The sequence below is a fragment of the Isoptericola nanjingensis genome (genome assembly GCF_050311635.1).
Lineage (GTDB): Bacteria > Actinomycetota > Actinomycetes > Actinomycetales > Cellulomonadaceae > Isoptericola > Isoptericola nanjingensis.
Map to the genome: position 1 here is coordinate 180,618 of NZ_JBNOZL010000002.1, position 18,354 is coordinate 198,971.

The 18,354-nt window shown below is 67.0% G+C and carries 16 protein-coding genes; 9 read left to right on the forward strand and 7 right to left on the reverse strand.

The features are described from left to right. Positions 1–16: 16 nt before the first annotated feature. The 6 genes from ACQP6G_RS03630 to ACQP6G_RS03655 all read right to left on the reverse strand — a co-directional run bounded on the left by ACQP6G_RS03630 (position 17) and on the right by ACQP6G_RS03655 (position 6,943). Positions 17–931, reverse strand: coding sequence for a carbohydrate kinase family protein (locus tag ACQP6G_RS03630; protein WP_429762835.1), 915 nt, complete (start codon positions 929–931; stop codon positions 17–19). Next, positions 928–2,325, reverse strand: a complete 1,398-nt coding sequence (locus tag ACQP6G_RS03635) for a glycoside hydrolase family 32 protein (RefSeq protein ID WP_429762836.1) — start codon at positions 2,323–2,325, stop codon at positions 928–930. Before ACQP6G_RS03635 ends, ACQP6G_RS03630 begins: the two co-directional genes overlap by 4 nt. Continuing rightward, positions 2,322–3,938 carry an ABC transporter substrate-binding protein gene (locus ACQP6G_RS03640; protein WP_429762837.1) on the reverse strand — a complete coding sequence of 539 codons (1,617 nt, stop codon included), beginning with the start codon at positions 3,936–3,938 and terminating at the stop codon, positions 2,322–2,324. The genes ACQP6G_RS03635 and ACQP6G_RS03640 overlap by 4 nt, the downstream gene beginning before the upstream one ends. 41 nt (positions 3,939–3,979) lie before the next feature. After that, positions 3,980–4,825 (reverse strand): carbohydrate ABC transporter permease, encoded by an 846-nt coding sequence (locus ACQP6G_RS03645; RefSeq protein WP_429762838.1) that lies wholly within the window; start codon positions 4,823–4,825, stop codon positions 3,980–3,982. Positions 4,826–4,949: 124 nt separating this feature from the next. Continuing rightward, entirely contained in the window at positions 4,950–5,897 is a 948-nt protein-coding gene (locus tag ACQP6G_RS03650) for an ABC transporter permease (RefSeq protein ID WP_429762839.1), read from the reverse strand. Next, positions 5,894–6,943, reverse strand: coding sequence for a LacI family DNA-binding transcriptional regulator (locus tag ACQP6G_RS03655; protein ID WP_429762840.1), 1,050 nt, complete (start codon positions 6,941–6,943; stop codon positions 5,894–5,896). The genes ACQP6G_RS03650 and ACQP6G_RS03655 overlap by 4 nt, the downstream gene beginning before the upstream one ends. A gap of 294 nt (positions 6,944–7,237) precedes the next feature. Between ACQP6G_RS03655 and ACQP6G_RS03660 the strand changes: the two genes are divergently transcribed. From ACQP6G_RS03660 to ACQP6G_RS03700, 8 genes are all read left to right on the forward strand, one after another. Continuing rightward, positions 7,238–8,560 (forward strand): extracellular solute-binding protein, encoded by a 1,323-nt coding sequence (locus ACQP6G_RS03660; protein WP_429762841.1) that lies wholly within the window; start codon positions 7,238–7,240, stop codon positions 8,558–8,560. A gap of 30 nt (positions 8,561–8,590) precedes the next feature. Further along, a complete protein-coding gene (locus tag ACQP6G_RS03665) occupies positions 8,591–9,475 on the forward strand; it encodes a carbohydrate ABC transporter permease (protein WP_429762842.1) in 885 nt (294 codons plus the stop codon). Further along, entirely contained in the window at positions 9,472–10,311 is an 840-nt protein-coding gene (locus ACQP6G_RS03670; RefSeq protein ID WP_429762843.1) for a carbohydrate ABC transporter permease, read from the forward strand. The genes ACQP6G_RS03665 and ACQP6G_RS03670 overlap by 4 nt, the downstream gene beginning before the upstream one ends. A gap of 37 nt (positions 10,312–10,348) precedes the next feature. Then, positions 10,349–11,689: a NosD domain-containing protein gene (locus ACQP6G_RS03675; protein WP_429762845.1), complete on the forward strand. Its 1,341-nt coding sequence runs from the start codon at positions 10,349–10,351 to the stop codon at positions 11,687–11,689. Positions 11,690–11,721: 32 nt separating this feature from the next. Continuing rightward, positions 11,722–12,747, forward strand: coding sequence for a LacI family DNA-binding transcriptional regulator (locus ACQP6G_RS03680; protein ID WP_429762846.1), 1,026 nt, complete (start codon positions 11,722–11,724; stop codon positions 12,745–12,747). 43 nt (positions 12,748–12,790) lie between these two features. Next, positions 12,791–13,759, forward strand: a complete 969-nt coding sequence (locus ACQP6G_RS03685) for a glycoside hydrolase family protein (RefSeq protein ID WP_429762847.1) — start codon at positions 12,791–12,793, stop codon at positions 13,757–13,759. Between the two features lie 347 nt (positions 13,760–14,106). Next, positions 14,107–14,394, forward strand: coding sequence for a transposase (locus ACQP6G_RS03695; RefSeq protein WP_429762850.1), 288 nt, complete (start codon positions 14,107–14,109; stop codon positions 14,392–14,394). A gap of 1,187 nt (positions 14,395–15,581) precedes the next feature. Then, positions 15,582–16,421, forward strand: a complete 840-nt coding sequence (locus ACQP6G_RS03700) for a hypothetical protein (protein WP_429762851.1) — start codon at positions 15,582–15,584, stop codon at positions 16,419–16,421. Between the two features lie 67 nt (positions 16,422–16,488). On the opposite strand, the gene ACQP6G_RS03705 is transcribed toward ACQP6G_RS03700, so the two are convergent. Then, complete coding sequence (locus ACQP6G_RS03705) at positions 16,489–17,253, reverse strand: hypothetical protein (RefSeq protein WP_429762852.1); 765 nt, start codon at positions 17,251–17,253, stop codon at positions 16,489–16,491. 346 nt (positions 17,254–17,599) lie between these two features. On the opposite strand from ACQP6G_RS03705, the gene ACQP6G_RS03710 reads away from it, so the two are divergent. Then, positions 17,600–18,322, forward strand: a complete 723-nt coding sequence (locus ACQP6G_RS03710) for an AAA family ATPase (RefSeq protein WP_429762853.1) — start codon at positions 17,600–17,602, stop codon at positions 18,320–18,322. Positions 18,323–18,354 lie beyond the last annotated feature (32 nt).

Genomic DNA, 18,354 nt, shown 5'->3' on the forward strand with positions numbered 1-18,354 from the left:
CTACTACTCGGTCATTTCAGAGCTCCGCCAGGTGTGGCGGGTTCGCCCCCGCGCGGCTCACCGTGACGGCGGCCACTCGGGACGCGAAGTCAAGGACGGCCTCGAGGGCCGTGGCGTCGGCGCGGCGCAGCGCGTCGCGTTGGTCGGACCCGGTCAGGCCGTGGCCCCGCAGCGCGGCGAGCAGACCGCTCATGAACGCGTCGCCCGCGCCCACGGTGTCGACGACGGCCACCGGCCGCGCCGGTACCTCGAGGTCCCGGCCGAGGGGGCGGACGGCGGTGGACCCGCGCCCGCCGTGGGTCACAACGACGAGGGCGCACCCCAGGTCGTTCGCCCATGCGGAGGCGACGTCGAGCGGCTCGGCCTCCGGGTGCAGCCAGCCGAGGTCCTCCTCGCTCACCTTCACGACGTCGGCGGCGGCGACGAGCGTCTCGACACGCACTCGGACGGCATCGACGTCGCCCATGATCGACGGGCGCAGGTTGGGGTCGTACGTGATCGTCGCGAACCGCCGTACATCGTGGATCATCTGCACGAGGGTGTCTGCCGACACAGTGTCGGCCACCGCGGCGATCGAGCCGGTGTGTAGGACGCTCATGTTTCTCGCCGGCGCGGTCGTCGCGAGATGCCACTCCAGGTCGAACTCGTAGGTCGCGCCACCGTCGGCGTCGAGGCACGCGACGGCGGTCGAGGTGCGCGACGCCCCCAGCGACGCGGGCAGTATGGCGACTCCGGAGGCCTCGAGGCGGTCGACCACACCCGCGCCGGCCTGGTCACGCGCGAGCCAGGTCAGCAGCTCGACCGACCCGCCCAGCCGGGCCAGGCCGAGCGCGACGTTGGCCGGGCTTCCGCCAGGGTGGTGCGTCCGTGCGCCGCTGCCGTCCTCGACGATGTCGACGAGAGCCTCGCCCACGACCATGAACTCGCTCACGCTGTGGCGATCTCGCGCACCGTCACCTGCGTGAGCGGCGCGCTCGGGAACACCAGCTGGGTGAGCGTGGCGAGCCCGTCGCAGGCGTAGACCTCGAGAACGCACCCGTCGACGACGACAGTTAGGTCAACGGTCGCTCCCACGTCGCGCAGCGGCGCCGTGTCGACGGAGGGGAACGCCGGATGGAAGTCCGTGTCTCCGCTGCGGCGGCGGTCGCTCATAAGGGTCCGGTCAGAGGCGTCCACGGTAAGGAGGACGGTGTCGGGCCCGTCGCCGTGCAGCAGGATCTCGTGCCGCCGCCCGCTATCGGCCGGGATCTCGAGCTGGTGCACCACGAGTCCGTCGCGAGGTTCCGTCGGCAGTACGGGCCGTTGGGCGACACGGTCCCGCCCGTCCGCGGTCCGCACGAGCTCCATCTCGCGGGCCAGCGACATCGTCGACCGCCACGGGGAGGTGGGGGTGTCGTTCGCGTAGTCCCAGTTGCTCGCCCACCCGACGGTGACACGCCTGCCGTCCGTGACGCCGTTGAACGAGACGGGGGCGTAGTAGTCGCGCCCGTGGTCGAGCCAGTCGGCGTCCGACGGCCCGTCGCCCGGTCGGTCGGGGGTGAAGACGGCACCGTCGAACTCGCCGACGAAGTACTGGACGCCGGAGCCGCCGGCGACGCCGCCCGGGTTGAGGCTGACGATCATGACCCAGCGTGTGCGGTCGGTCCCGCGGACGGTCAGGGGGAACAGGTCGGGGCACTCCCAGACGCCACCGGTGGCGCGCGCGGGTCCGAACGTGGACAGGTGGTGCCACCGCTTGAGGTCGTCGGACCGGTACAGCACGACCTGGCGGTCGACGGCCTCGACGGCGATCATCACCCAGTAGCCGTCGCCGTCTGCGCCGTCGTACCAGAACACCTTGGGGTCGCGAAAGTCGGCGCTTGCCCGGTCGAGCACGGGGTTGCCCTCGTAGCGGGTCCAGGTGTGCCCATCGTCGAGGCTGTAGGCGAGGGACTGCGCCTGCCGGCCGGCGAGAGCCGGGTGCGCAGGTCGATACGCGCTCGTGTAGACCGCCACCAGCGCGGTCTGTCCGGGTCCGGCGAAGCCCGCGGTGTTCTTCTCGTCGACGACGGCGCTCCCGGAGAAGATCTCCTCGGTGTCGGTGTGCCGGATCGCGACGGGCTGCTCGGTCCAGGTCACGAGGTCGCCGGACGTCGCGTGGCCCCAGGACATGTTGCCGTGCGTGTCACCGTGCGGGTTGTTCTGGAAGAACAGGTGCCAGGTGCCGTCGTGGAACACCAGGCCGTTGGGGTCGTTCAGCCAGGTGTCGCGGGCGGTGAAGTGCGCGACCGGGCGCAGGTGCGTGGTGGCGCGATCCTGCGCCCGGTCGACGGTGGTGTCTGTCACTGATCGGTCTCCATGAAGCGGTCGTAGGCCTGCTGGTAGGTCGCGGTGACCTCGTCCACCCCGAGGCTCTGGAGCTGGGAGACGTACCCCTCCCATTCGCCGTCGATCGTGCCGTCGACGATCCAGGCGGCGAACTTCTCCTTGACGAGGGTCTTGATGTCGGTCTCTGGGTAGGAGACCTGGTCCAGCTCGTCGTTCGAGAGCAGGACCGGCGGGTACTTCTCGTTTGCCGCGAACGGCTCGTAGTACTCCTTGACGAGCTTCTGGCGGTCAGCGGCGCGGGGCTCCGGGGCGACGACGGTCTCGAAGTCCTCAGCAGTGGTGATCCGCGGTCCCATCGGCGCGACCTGCTGACGACGCTCTCCCTCTGAGGTCCCCTCCGGGGCGGGAATCTGTACCAGGAGACCGGACTCCGGGTCCTTCTCGAGGGTCACGCCGATCGGCCCCCACGCGGTTTCGGCCGACATGACGGGGTCGTAGAGCCGGTCCGCCCACCGCATCGTGGCCACCGGATACTTGTTGGCTCGCGTGATGGCCATGGCCCCGCGGCTGATCTCCTGGTTGTTGGTCACCGACGCGCGCTGCTGGCCGTCGACGCCTTGGAGGACACCCACGATCGCGTAGTCGTCCAGGCGGTCGGTACCGACCATCTCCTCGAGCTCCCACCAGAAGAACGAGCCGAGGACCGGGGTGTCGGCCTTGCCCTTGGCCAAGTAGGCGACGTCGTCCTGGGAGAAGGACTCGGGGTCGATGAGCCCGTCGGCGTACCACTCACCGAGGCCCTTGACCCCGGCGCGGTACTCGTCGGTGTTCGCGGTAAATTCGACCTTCCCGCCACGCACGATCCGGTGGTCGTTGTTCTCGGGCTGCCCGCCGAGCGCAGTGATGAGGTCCCAGGGATTGGCGGCGAACGAGTCGGGGCGGAAGCTCAGGGGGATCTCGTCCGCCTTGCCGTTGCCGTTGGGGTCCTGGGTGGCGAATGCCTCGAGCGCCTGGTGGTACTCCTCGATCGTGCGCGGCATCTCCAACCCGAGCTTGTCCAGCCAGGTCTTGTTGATGAACAGGAAGTTCGGGTACGGCAGGATGCCCAGCTCCTCCACCGACGGCAGTGTGTAGATGTGCCCGTCGGAGGCGGTGATCGCCGCCCTGATGTCGGGGCGCTCGTCGAGGATCTTCTTGAGAGTCGGGGCGTGCTCGTCGATGAGGTCTTCCAACGGCAGGAGCGTGCCGTTGGTGCCGTTGTCCACGACCTCGGCGTCGGTCAGACCCGAGTTGAACAGCACGTCCGGCAGGTCACCGGAGGCCAGCATGAGGTTCTTCTTCTCCTGGTAGACCTGGTCGGGCAGGTTCTCCCACGTGATCGCGATGTTCGTGTCCTCCTCCCACTGCTGGACGAGCTCCATCTCGGAGTAGTCCGGAGCAAGGGCGGACTTCGACCCGCCAAAGCTCAGGGTGAGGGTCTTGTCGACGATCGGGAGCCCTTCGGCGTTGAGCCCGTAGTCGGCGGACGCGTCCTCGATCTCGGTGGCCTGCTCCGAACCGCCGCTGCAGGCGGCCAGGGCCAGCAGGGTGACGGTCGTGACGGCAGGGATGACAAAACGGCGGTGTCTCATCGGTTCGCTCCTCGCGATTGCCATGGTGAATAAACGGAATGTCAGCTCTTGACGGCGCCGAGCAGGGCGCCCTTGGTGAAGTGTTTCTGCATGAAGGGCAGCGCGACGAGCAACGGAATCGTGGAGATGACGATCATTCCGTACTTCATCAGCTCGCCCATGCGCTGTGCTGCCGCATAGGAATCGACGGCTCCCGCCCCTCCGGAAGCGGAGACCTCCGACTGGATCAAGATGTTCCGCAGCACGAGCTGCAGCGGGTACTTGTTCTCGTCGTCGAGGAAGATCAGCGCGTCGAAGAACGCGTTCCAGTTCGCCACGAGGTGGATCATGACCATCAGGGCGATCAACGGCTTCGACAGCGGCAGGACGATCCGCCAGAAGAAACGGAAGTCGTTCGCGCCGTCGAGCTGGGCGGCGTCACGTAGTTCGTCGGGGACGTTGCTCTCGAAGAATGTGCGGGCGATGATCAGGTTCCACACGCCTACCGCGCCCGGTAGGACGACGGCCCACATGGTGTTGAGCATCCCCAGTTCCTGCACCACTAGGTACCGGGCGATGAGGCCTCCGTCGATGAACATCGTGATGACGAACAGCAGCATGAAGAACGTGCGGCCGAAAAGGTCGCGGCGGGAGAGCGCGTAGGCGCCGCAGAGGATCGTGGCGACGCTGATCGCCGTCCCGACCACCGTGTAGAGCACGGAGTTGGCGAAGCCGCGCAGGATGCCCGGGTCGGACAGAATCCGGGCGTAGCCCTCGAAGGTGAGCCCTCGGGGCCACAGCCACACGTCGCCGTTGAGGATCGCGGACGGCTCGCTGACCGACGCGACGACGACGAAGTACAGCGGGTAGAGGATCACGAGGATCGCGCACAGCAGCGTGACGGTCACGACGATCGTGAAGGCTCGGTCGGCACCGGACTCGCGTTGCCGGCGGTGCCGGGTGCGCGGTGTGCTCGCGGCCGCGGCCGGCTCCGTCTCCTCGATGGGGGGATGGATGGTTGTCATGGCGTCATCACCACAGGCTCGTCTTGTTGGCCCGCCGCGCGACCCAGTTGAAGGTCAGCAGGAGGGCGAGGTTGATGAGGGAGTTGAAGAGCCCGATCGCGGCGGAGTAGCTGAACTGGGCGCCCTGCAGACCGGTCTTGTACACGTAGGTCTGGATGACTTCGGATGTCGGGAGGTTGAGGTCGGTCTGCATCAGCAGGACCTTTTCGAATCCGAGGTTGAAGAGATTTCCGATGGCCAAGATGAACAGGATCGTAATCACGGGCAGGATGCCGGGGATGTCGATGTGCCACATCCGCTGCCATTTGTTCGCCCCGTCGACCCGCGCGGCCTCGTGCAGCGCCGGGTCGATCGCCGTCAGTGCAGCCAGGTAGACGATCATCGAGAACCCGGCGTTCTGCCAGATGTCCGACCCGATGTAGAGAGGGCGGAACCATTCGGGTGATCCCATGAAGAAGACCGGGTCGCCGCCGAACGCGGTGATCGCGTTGTTGACGATCCCTGACCGCGGTGAGAAGAGCAGGTAGATCATGCCCACGACCACGACGACGGAGATGAACGACGGCGCGTAGAGCACGGTCTGCGTGAACTTCTTGAACCGATCGCTCGCCAGCTGGTTCACGATCAGCGCGAGGATGATCGGCACGGGAAAGGCGATGAGCAGGCCGAGTGCGTTCACGGTCAGGGTGTTCACCATGAGGCGCTCGAACTGGAACGACTCGATGAAGCGGGTGAAGTGTTCCAGCCCGACCCACGGGCTGCCCGTGAATCCGTCCACCGGGTTGTAGTCCCGGAAGGCGATCTGTGCGCCGAACATCGGCCAGTACTTGAAGACCAGGACGTAGGCGACGGCGGGGGCAAGTAGTACGTATAACTGCCAGGACCTCAGCGCGCGCCGCCACCAGGCCGTGCGGCGCGCGACGGGCCTCGCCGAGGCCTCTGCTTGAGCTGTCATTCGTGCACCTTCGCACTCGCCACCGATCCCCGAGGGACCAGTGAGCACTCGATGGGATGGTTGTTCGTCTTCCCGGAGGGCGCTCCGAGAAGGGTTTCCAGGGCGCTGCGCGCCATCTGCTCGAACGGCAGCGCGACGGTCGTCAGCCCCGGGTCCAGGTAGGGCGCGAGCGTCTCCTGGTCGTCGAAGCCGACGATCGAGCAGTCGTCGGGAACTTGTAGCCCGAGGGCCTCGAGGGCGCGGTAGGCCCCCCAGGCGGTCCGGTCGTTGCCGCAGAAGATCGCGGTCGGCACGACGGGACCCTCCATGAGATCGCGAGTGAGGGCGAGGCCGTCCTCGACTACGCCGCCCCCGTACCGGACGAACCGTTCGTCGAACTCCACGCCGGCCTCGTCCAGCGCCCTGCGGTACCCGGCCATTCGGCCGATACCGGCGGGCAGGTCGCTTTCGGGGGGCTGGATGTTGATCATCGCGATCCGGGTGTGACCGGCGTCGAGCAGGTGCTGCGTGGCGGTGTAGCCGCCGCGCTCCTCGTCAGGGAAGAAGCTCGGCACCGCGCCGTCCGACTCCCTCGCGTTGAGGACGACCGCCGGGATGTCCTGCAGGGCGGCGGGAAGCTGCACCACCCGGTGGTACATCGATCCGTACACGACGCCACGCACGCGGTAGGAGCGCATCATGTCGATCGCCGCCTTCTCGAGCGCGTCGTCGCCGAAGGAGTCGACGCTCAAGATCACGTGCCCGGTCTCCCAGGCCAGTTCCTGAGCCCCCTTCAGAAGGCGGCCCGCGAACGGCGCGCTGGCGACCTCGTCCGAGATGAAGCCGATCAGGCCGGACTCCCCGCTACGCAGCGACTTGGCGAACGCGTTGGTGCGGTAGTCCAGGTCGCGCACCGCGTCCATGATCCGTTTCCGAGTAGCGTCTGATACTCGCCCTCGCCCGCCGCCGTTGAGGACCAGGGACACGGACGCCTGCGAGACGCCGGCACGGCTGGCGACGTCCCACATGGTCGGCTGCTTGGAAGAACCGTTCACGCTGCGCGGCATCGCCATCACCTCCTCGTGTGCGGGCACCGATCCCGGGGGTCATGCGTATAACCTTCGGCGCTGCCCGGAACAGTAGGAGCGTGGCACGGGTCGTGTCAACACCCGTTCTCTGCATCCCGCCCATCGCGCGCGTGTTCGGCGCCCCACAGGGGAAGGCACGAGGCCCTGGTCTCCACCGCGCACGCGGAGCCAACGGCTTGACGGCACTCGAAGATCGATGGCATCTTGTGCCAAAACGTTCTGCCAGAACGTTTTGGCACCTGCTTCGTCTGCACACCTCGGAGGAGAACGGCGATGACGCCCATCAACCACAGGCGGAGGAGAGCCCTGCGCGTGGCGCCGACGGCCGCGGCCGCGGTGCTTGCGCTCGGTCTGGGCGGGTGCGGCGCCGGAAGCGTGGCGAGCTCCTCCGGCGACACGCTGACGGTTCTGGTCGAGGGCGGCGGCAAGGCCGTCCTCATGCCCATCGCGAAGGAGTTCGAGGCAGAGACCGGTACGTCCGTCACCTTCGTGGAACTGCCCTACGACTCGCTCTACGAGCGCCTCAACACCGAGCTCTCCGCCGACCAGGTCAGCTTCGACGTGGCCGCTCTCGACGCTCCCTGGCTCAGTTACTTCAGCCCGGGGTTGCTTCCGCTCGACGACATGTTCACCGACGACGTCAAGGGCGACCTCTTCCCGTCCCTCGTCCAGGAGGCCCAGGTGGGCGGGCACTTCGTCGGGATGCCGGCCTGGACCAATGCCGAGATCCTCTACTACCGCACGGACCTCTTCTCGGATCCGCAGCAGCGGAGGGCGTTCAAGGCCGAGTACGGGCGCGAGCTTGCTCCCCCCACCACGTGGGACGAGTACCGCGAGGTCGCCGAGTTCTTCACGCAGGACACCGACGGGGATGGCGCCGTCGACCTTCACGGTACGGACGTCAAGGGAGCGGTCGAGACCGAGTGGCTGTCCCTCGTCCTGCAGGCGGGTGCGAAGAACGTGGTCCTCGACGACGACGGCCGCATCGTCATCGACGACGCATTTCACAAGGCCGCGCTCGACGCCTACGTCGCCCCCATCGAGGACGGGTCCGCGCCGGCCGGGGCCTCGCAGTTCGACTGGGCGACGTCGCAGAACCTCTTCAACCAGGGGCAGCTCGCCATGTCCCGGTTCTGGGCGCACGCTTACACGCAGGTCCCCGAGGACTCACCGGTGCACGGCCACGTCGGCGTCACGACCATGCCCGCCGGCCCGGGAGGGGCGGCTGCGTTCCCCGGGGCCTGGTACCTGTCCGTGCCCCGGGCGGCGGCGCACCAGGAGGCCGCCCAAGAGTTCGTGCAGTTCGCGTTCGACCACAACGAGCTCGGACTGGATTCCGACCTCGGCCTCGCGGCCACGATCCCGGCACTCGAGGCGGGCGCGGCGGAGGGCCGCGAGAACCTCAGTGCCCTGACCAGCGCACTGGACGAACCTGGCAGCGCCCCGCGCCCGGCTACCGACCACTGGCAGGAGATCGTCGACTCCGTCCTGATCCCGATGCTGCAGGAAGCAACGACCCAGGCGAAGTCCGGGACCGTCAACACCCAGGCGCTGCTCGACCGCGCCGCGAAGCAGATCGAGACGATCGTCGGCTGACGCCGGCCGTACTCACCGAAAGGTTTCGCTGTGCGACTGACAGACCGCCGCTACGCCCTGCTGCTCGCGGCGCCCGCTGCTCTCTTCCTCCTCGCTTTCGTCGCCTGGCCGCTCGTGCGGCTGGTGTACGACAGCCTCTTCGACATCCAGCCGATCGCCGGGGCCCGCGAGTTCATCGGCCTCGACAACTACGCGCGGATCTTCGTCAGCCCGGACTTCCTCGGCGCTGCCGGACGAACCGCCGCCTACACCGTCATCGTGGTCGTCTTCGAGTTCGTGTTGGGCTTCGCGGTCGCCCTGCTCTTCACCGCGCTCGGGAAGCGCTCGGCCCTCTTCCGCACGATCTTCCTCTACCCGCTGATGATCGCTCCGGTGGTCGCGGGTCTGCTCTGGCGGTTCCTGCTGATGGACAACATCGGCATCGTCAACGACCTGCTGTACCGCGTCGGGCTGCTCTCCTCGCCGGGAGACATCGGGTGGCTGTCGGATCCGGACATCGTCCTGTGGTCAGTCGCCATCCCGGACATCTGGCTGACCACGTCCTTCATGACCCTCGTCCTGTTCGCCGGGCTGCAGAACGTCCCGGGCGATGTCCTGGAGGCCGCCCGCCTCGACGGCGCCAGGTTCCCCACCCTGCTCGCGCGGATCATCATCCCCCTGCTCCGCCCGGTCATCGCCGTCGCTCTGATCGTGCGGGGCATCGACGCCGCGAAGGCGTTCGACATCATCCTCATCCAGACCGGAGGCGGACCGCAGAACGCCTCCCAGACCCTGTCCCTGCTGATCCACCAGACGATGGTCCGCTACGGGGACCCCGGCCAGGCGTCCGCGATGGGCACCGTGTATCTCCTCGCGATGATGCTCGTCGCCGGCCTCGCCGTCTGGTTCATCTGGCGACCTGGAGCTCAGTCATGACCGGCCTCACCGCCCGCCGCCCCGCCACCCGGGCCCTGCTGTGGATCCTGCTGGCCGTCACGGTGGTGCTCTACGCGTTCCCGTTCCTCTACCTGCTGCTGACCAGCTTCAAGAATCCGTTCGAGACGCTGGCCGTCCCGCCGCGGATCCTGCCGTCCGACTGGACCGTCGACAACTACGTCACGGCCCTGGAGCGCACCGGTGTCGTCGCGTCGTTCGTCAACAGCACGACGACGGCGGTGGTGTCGACGGCGCTGTGCCTGCTGCTCGCGGTCCCCGCGGCGTACGCCATCACTCGGTTCCGGACCCGCAGCGGGCAGCTCCTGTCGATGACGTCGCTGGTGACCCGCATGGTGCCGCCGGTCGCGGTCGGCGTGCCCCTGACGTCGATGATCGCGGCGATGCACCTAACGGACACGCCGACCGGGCTGGCGATCGCCCACACGACCGTGTCCCTCCCGCTGTCCATCCTGCTGATGGCGAGCTTCTTCGAGGCCGTGCCCGTGGAGATCGAGGAGGCGGCGAAGGTCGACGGCTGCGGTCGCCTGCGCGTCCTGTGGTCCGTTGTACTGCCCGTGGTCTCCGGAGGCGTGGCCGTCGCGGCGATCTTCGCGTTCCTCGCGTCGTGGAATGAGTTTCTCTTTGCGACGCTGCTCACCTCGGTCCGGGCGCAGACGACGCCGATCATGATCGCCAACTTCCAGACCCAGTTCGGGCTCGACTGGGGTCCGATGACGGCGCTGGCGACGCTCTACTCGGTCCCGGTGATCATCCTGACCATCTTCCTGCAGCGACGTATCGTCGCAGGCCTGACCCTCGGTGCCGTCAAGGGCTGAGCAGGGCCGCACCGGACGCGCACGAGAGAGACGACACATGAACAGCACCAACCGCTACGACGTCACGACGTGGCCCGTCGGGAACCCGTACGAGGACCTCGGCGAGGTCATCAACAGCATCATCGGCGACGTCAAGAGCCGGCAGACCGCGACGGACGTGCGCGACGGCGGGAAGCCGGGAGCCGTGATCTCCATCCCTCCCGGCGACTACCGCCTGCGCACGCAGGTGGTCATTGACCTCAGCTACCTGAGGATCGAGGGCTCCGGGCACGGCTTCACGTCGTCGAGCATCCGCTTCAACGTGCCGGAGGACGAATGGTCCGGCCTGCACGAGCTGTGGCCCGGGGGCAGCCGCGTCCTCGTCGACATCCCGCTCGACGAGGAGGCCACCGAGGCCGACGGCGCCGCCTTCTACGTGGAGCGGGCGGGAGACCCCCGGATCAGCTCGGTTGAGTTCGCCAACTTCTGCATCGACGGTCTGCACTTCGAGCCGGACGGCTCCGGGATGCACCCCGAGAACACGTACCGGAACGGCAAGACCGGCATCTACGTGGCGAGCGCGAACGACTCCTTCCGCGTCACCGGCATGGGGCTCGTCTACCTCGAGCACGGACTGACCATCTGTCACGCCGACGCGCTCTCCGTCCACGACAACTTCGTCGCGGAGTGCGGCAGCTGCATCGAGCTGCGGGGATGGGGCCAGGCCTCCAAGGTCACCGACAACCTGGTCGGCGCAGGCGCCAAGGGACGTTCGATCTTCGCCGAGAACCACGGCGGCCTCCTGGTCACCGCGAACAACGTCTTCCCTCGAGGTGCGAGCAGCGTCGAGCTCCACGGGGTCACGCGGTCGAGCGTCACCAACAACCGGCTGCACTCGTTCTACCCGGGAATGGTGGTCCTCGACGCCGGCTGCTCGGAGAACCTCGTGGCCTCGAACCACGTCCTGCGCGACCACGAGCCCTGGGCTCCGTTCCTCGGCGTCGACAACGGCCTGGACGACACCTACGGCCTCGTCCGCATCGATGGCGAGGACAACTCCGTTATCGGCAACCACTTCTCGGAGATCGTCGACTCCCGGAAGATCGTGCCATCGGGCGCGACACCCGTCGTCGTCCGTCTCGTGTCGGGCGGCGGCAACCACGTCGCCAACAACCACGTCGTGGCCAAGGACGTCCGTGCCGCGACGGGTGACTCGGCGTTCTCCGCACAGGTGGACGCGCTGCTGACGATCGAGGCGGCACGGCGGCTCCCGGTCACGACCGTCCAGGTCGACAGTGGGTCCGTCCGCAACACGGTCCTCGACTCCGGGGACGAGGCGCAGGTCGTGATGGACCGGTCGGTCAACGCCTTCCGGCCCACGCCGACGGTCGCCGGCTAGCTCCCCGTCCAGCCACGAGAGGAGGCGAAGAGATGAAGCAGCGCCGAGTGACGATCAAGCAGGTCGCGGCAGAAGCCGGCGTGTCCATCACGACCGTCTCGCACATCCTCAACGACGTGCCGGGCGTGCGGGCCAAGGAGGCGACCCGTCAGCGGGTCCAGGAGACCGCCGCGCGGCTGGGGTACGTGCCCAACCGGCTCGCGCAGTCCCTGCGCACCCAGCGGTCCAACACCATCGGCCTGATCGGGGACGAGATCGCGACCACGCCGTTCGCCGGCAAGCTGATCCTCGGCGCGCAGGATGTCGCCCTCTCGCGGGAGGCCGTCGTGCTCGTGGTGTCCACCGGGTACCAGCGTGACGTGGAGAACCGGGAGATCGAGGAGCTGCTCCGCCGTCAGGTGGACGGGATCCTCTACGCCTCGATGTTCCACCGCCGGGTCGAGCTGCCCCCGCAGCTCGCCTCCGTCCCCACGGTGTTCGTGAACGCCGAGTGCACCACCCCCGGCGTGCCGTGGGTCGTGCCCGACGAGGTGGCCGGCGGCCGGGACGCCGCCGAGGTGCTCCTCGACGCCGGTCACCGGCGGCTGGCCTTCATCAACAACATCGACGACATCCCTGCGTCGGCCGGGCGTCTCGACGGGTTCCGGGCGCGCCTCGCGGACGGGGGAGTACCCGACGACGACGTGGCGGTCGTGGCCGCGGAGTCCGACGCGACCGGCGGGTACGAGGCCGCCAGCGCCCTCCTGGCCCGCGAGCGGCGGCCCACGGCGATCTTCTGCTTCAACGACCGCGTCGCGATGGGCGCGTACCGGGCGGCCGCCGAGCGGGGGCTCCGCATCCCCGAGGACGTGTCGGTCGTCGGGTTCGACAACCAGGAGTACGTCGCCGACGGCATCCACCCGGGACTCACGACCGTCGAGCTGCCGCACTTCGACATGGGCGTCTGGGCCGCCGAGCGCCTGTTCGACCGGATCGACGGCGCGAGCGGGGACGCTCCGTCCGCACAGCTGCGCGGGCCCGTCGTCCGCCGCGGATCGGTCGCCCCACCCTCCGACTGACGCTCACATCCGTGACGCGCCGACCCTGAAAGGCTTCACATCGATGTCGCACGCCCTGTCCGATGCCTGGACCTGGGACATGTGGTTCGCCGACGACGGTGACTGTTACCACGCCTTCTACCTCAAGGCCTCCCGCGCGCTCGGCGACCCTGATCGGCGTCACTTCTATGTCACCGTGGGCCATGCCGTCTCGTCCGACCTCCACACCTGGCACGAGGTAGCCGACGCGCTGATCGCCTCGGACCAGCCGGCCTTCGACGACTTCACCACCTGGACGGGATCCGTCGTCAAGGATCCGGATGGCGTCTGGCGGATGTTCTACACCGGCACGACCCGGTCCGAGAACGCGACCGTCCAGCGCATCGGCGTCGCGACCTCGAGCGACCTCTACACCTGGACCAAGGCGGGCGCCGACGCGCTGTGCGAGGCTGACCCGCGGTGGTATGAGAAGTATGACGGCGTGAGCTGGCCCGACGAGGCATGGCGTGACCCGTGGGTGTTCTCCGACGGGGACGAGTGGCACATGCTGATCACGGCGCGCGCGAGGGAGGGCGACACGGACGACCGAGGGGTCATTGGGCACGCGACTTCCCCCGATCTCACGACATGGACGGTGCAGGCGCCGCTCTCGAAGCCTGGAGCCGGGTTCGGACACCTCGAGGTGCCGCAGCTCGCGACCGTCGACGGACGTCAGGTGCTCGTCTTCTCCTCGCTGCACGGGGAGCTGACGCGCGCGAGGCGAGACGCAGGAGAGCGTGGTGGTGTGTGGTCCGTCCCTGTCGACAGCGCGACCGGCCCCTACGACATCGCCGCCGCGACCCGCCTGACCGACGAGTCGCTATATGCCGGCCGACTGCTGCAGGACCGCGACGGTGCCTGGTGGCTCTTCGCGTTCCACCACGTCGACGCCGATGGGGCGTTCGTCGGGTCGTTGTCCGATCCCATGCCCGTGGGGTGGGCGGCGAATGGAGGGCTCCATGTGACCGACGGGCGCTTCGATCATCTCGCATGACATGTCTCTGGCGTGTCAGCCCGGTGATTTCTTTGGACCGCTTGTCGCACACTGGCACGTCATCGCACGTTGCGTATCCTCCGCCACCTCCGCTCAGGCCGGTCAAAGGACCGCGCCCATGCGCGCGCCACTTGCCCCAGGCAATGACGCGCTGAGCTTCGGGGTACGTCGTCCCGTCGTCCGCCGTGCACCGGCAGGGTCCGGGGGTATGCCAGTGCGATGATGGCGAAGAAGTCCTCCAGATTCATGTGGGTGTCGACGGTGCTGGAGACGCCGATGGGACTGCTGCACGGATAGGTGACACCTGACCTGTGGTGCCTGCGGGTGCTGCTGGAAGGATGTGTCCCGTGCCCAGACCCCATCCCAAGGAGTTCCGCGACGACGTCGTGGCGATCGCCCGCCAGGGAGAGACCCCGATCAAGCAGGTCGCGAAGGACTTCGGAATCAGCGAGTCGTGCCTGCGCAACTGGCTGCACCGCGCTGATGTCGAAGGCGGCGCCAAGCCCGGTGTGACCGCGTCGGAGTCGGCCGAGCTGCGCGAGGCGCGTAAGCGGGTGCGCCTGCTGGAGCAGGAGAACGAGGTGCTGCGCCGTGCGGCGGCATACTTCGCGCAGGCACACCTGCCGGGAAAATGACCTATCCGCTCGTGAGTGAGCTCGCCGCAGCTCTCGCCGGCGCCCAGGACGAGCAGGGCTCTTGACGGCCAGACGTTATCCACGATTTGGTCAGCACACTGCTGACCAAATCCGAGGCCTGGAGCGAAGGACCCAGCTTCGCAGGGATCCAGTGACATTGGTGTCCACCACTCTATGTGCACCGAGCTCGTGTAGTTGACCGGTACCCTCCCAAGCGTAGGCGCGATCCGGACTTCGGGAGGTATGAGTTGGCATCATCGGCAGATGACTCCGCCGCAGAAGGTCGGGAGTCCTCCCGTCTGAGGCGGCGGCAGTCGCGCAAGCTCCAGGATCTGGAGACCGGCATCTCAGACGAGGTCGCAAGAGCTTACGAACTTGTACCGGCGATCGGCAAAGGGCGCCGGTGGTACGACATTCCGTACCGCGCTCTCTCCTGGCTTTCTAGTGGGTGGCGACGGCGCATACTCCCGCGGCGAGCACTGCTCGCATTAAACTATGGGATCAACTATCTTATACCCTATAACGAACATGACCGGGATTTCGTGCGGTCGCGCGATAGCTGGATGCACAATGTATTCGTTCCCGAGGATTACCACGTAACGTCTGCCGGTATCTGGGTAATCGAACTCTTTCCTCCCTCGCAGCTGCCGGCGTTCGAGGCAGCTTTGGTTAAGAATGGATGGAAACGTCCGAAGCGGTGGGCTCCGGCTAAAGAAGACAACCCTTCGATGTTGCAGAGGGCTCGCTCTGGCCGCGGCGCTATTTGGTGGCCCGTGGTTGACGTCGTAAGGAAAGGCTCGAAATGGTGGGTGCCGGACGGAATACGGGCGGACTTGCCTCCTCACTACGAATGGATAGGCCTACGCGCGATGCAGGTGGGCGCTGGCCTGACCGCGGTAATCGCCCGCTTCACCCTTACTGAACTCGCGGCATCGTCGCTTGATAGCGAGTGGCATCGAGATCACGAGCCCATCCTGATCCGAGGGTCCCGCGGTGAACGCCCTCGAAATCTTGATCGACACTGGGCAACTTTTCAAAACACTCAGAGCGCCCGCAAAAGTCTCCATGACTCCGCCCGAGAGTGGATGAAGGAGCAAGTGCCAGGGTTCTTCGCTGCGAGTAACACTCCACAGTTGCTCCTAGATCTTCTGCTCCTCGAGGGCCATGACCCAACCTTGGAGCCTTATGTGGAGACGGCCCGCGAGGATGAGATCAAGCGAAGTGACGCCCTAAGGGCGCTTGGGCTACCCGATCGCGAGTCTCATCATATTGTCTCGACGTCGTTGAAGAAACTTGTCCTTTCGCCGCCAGACCCCGTGATGCACCCTGGCCTGGGGGACGGGCCGACGTGGACCCTCTGGGGGAACCGCGACGCGATCATCGAGGCATGGGGAAACGACGCTTTCGCTGGCTTCAGTGACAGCACTAATCGCGGGATCGCCTATCGCGTCGAGTCGACATATCCTCTCCTTACCATGCTTGCCGTCTCAAACTTTCTAGAGATCGGCGCTCAGCGATACGCGGAAATTCGCGACAGGGCAACGACACGGCACGGCAAGTTTCGGCCCGGCGCCTTGCGAGAGCTTCGCCAGTTCTTCCTGACGCTTAGCCTGGATCTGACTACTGTGCGACGCGAGGCGGCGTCGTTCTGGGAAAATGATCGATACTGGCGGTGGGAAGCGGGTGATGATTTCGTATTTCAACCCACGCCGAGCACATTAGCGCGATATGGGCAGGGTGAACGTTACGAGAAGGAGTCGCGCAATTTCAATATGTCCGTGCGTAAGCGTCAGGATGAGCAGTTTGAATTGCTAATTGCCGCTGATCGGGACTATCGCGATATTCTGTCGACGGTGGCATCAATCGGGGCATCCGTCGACGCGTTCAAGATCGGCAGATGGGCGTTGTGGGTCGCCCTCGCCTCCTTGGCAGTTGCAGTCGCCACGATCATCCTGGCCGACGTGGGATGCGACAGCGTCATTCATCAGTTCGTCGGGTGGCCTTCGAGCGAGACTTGCGAGCAGTGAACGGTCTTGGATCTCGGAGCGTCGATGGCCCCGCCGGCGCAAATTCAGAGTTAGGGACACATCAGGGTCATGTCTGGTGATCTCCTCGTCGGAGGTTCCACAGTTCCCAGGCGTTACTTAGGAGGTCCAGCGGAATCTGCCAGACTCGTACGACCTGGTTCGCGGGGAGGTCGTCCTCGAGCCCTGTGTCCCAGGACCAGCTCCTGGCGTGTGCATTCCCTGAACTGACATTCCAGAGCTCACCGATCCTGGTCTGCGGGTCGTTGAGGCTGTCTTCGAGGTGCGCCGCTGCTGCCGTCAGAAGTTCGATCTCGGAGATCTTGCTGTCTGACTTGCGCCCCAGCCGTACCAGCTCCTCTTGGGTCTTGGCGGTCAACGAATCTGCTTCCTGGCGCAGCGCTGACGTCAGGGTTTCGACCATCGGAGGTGTTGCGTCCTCCCAGTTCTTCACCAGTCGGTGAACGTCTTGGGCTTCCGTGCGGAGCAGGAGGAACGCTCGTATGATGCGGGTTTCCGCATCGTCTGGTTCTAGCAAGTACAGGGCCTTTGCGGCACCAAGCATCGTGGTTCTCGCCACCGTCAGAGACGCCTTAGTGCGTACCCCCCATTCGCTGCCCGCCCTCATGAAGTAACCAGAAGCGGAATGCTCGCCTTCGGTCGCCATCGCGCGCCAGACGATCTGAGCAAGTGTCCGTCCACCGGGTAGCTGTTGGTCTTGGTGGAGCAGGAGGTCGCAGCCCGGTCGCATCCAGATGGACGCGGGGTCTTGCACTCGAGCGTCCCAGGCGACGGCCGCCTCGTCGATGTGCCATGCCAGCTCATTTGGCTGCATGGAGAGACCCTAGCGACGCCCCCCGGACTGTTGCGGCCACGCTGCCGCCGTACTGCACGCGGTGATGCCGCAGCGCCCTGACCGGGGACGAAGCAACCCATATTGCGCGGCACCCGCGACACGCCCGAGATCGTGCAAGGTAGGGCGGCGTGTTCGTGCAATCTGCGTTGCATGTCGACATGTCGGTCTGCGGGTAGGCAAGGCGTGGCGCGAGCGAGGACGGCCATGCCCGTGGTTCCGGGGAGCGTGATGCGGCTCGGGCCGCAGGCTCGACAGGTCGCGGGCGAAACCGATCACGACGGACTTTCGACGCTCCTCCTCCCGGCGCCCGGGGCATGATGCCCCCGTGGACTTCTCGCAGCCGCCGGTGGTCCGGGTCGTGCCGGACGCCGAGCACCCGCTGCCCGCGGGCGTGTGGCCGCGGACCGTCCCCGCCGTCGAGCAGCTGCTGCGCGACGGGCTGGAGCTCGCGCCGGGCGTGACGTTCCTGGTGGGGGAGAACGGCAGCGGCAAGTCCACGCTCGTGGAGGCGGTGGCGGTGGCCTACGGGCTGTCCCCCGAGGGCGGGACGGCGCACGGTCGGCACTCGACCCGCGAGACGGAGTCGCCGCTGCACCGCGCCGTCCGGCTGCAGCGGGGCGTCGGGTCGGGGCGGTGGGGCTTCTTCCTGCGCGCGGAGACGATGCACGGCTGGTACACGTTCCTCGAGGAGCATCCGGGGCCGAGGGACCCGGTGTTCCACGAGATGAGCCACGGCGAGTCGTTCCTCGCGGTCCTCGAGTCCCGCTTCGACGGGCCGGGCCTGTACTGCCTCGACGAGCCGGAGGCGGCGCTGAGCTTCTCCTCCACTCTTAGCCTCATGAGCGTGCTCGAGGACCTCGCCGGACGCGGCGGCCAGATCCTCTGCGCCACGCACTCGCCCGTGCTGGCGGCGCTGCCTGGCGCGACGATCCTGGAGGTCGGGCCGTGGGGCCTGCGCCCGACGACGTGGGACGACCTCGAGCTGGTGCAGCACTGGCGTGCCTTCCTCGACGCGCCGGGCCGCTACCTGCGCCACCTGCTCGGCTGAGCGTGGGGACGCCGCCCGGGGCCCCGGGCGGC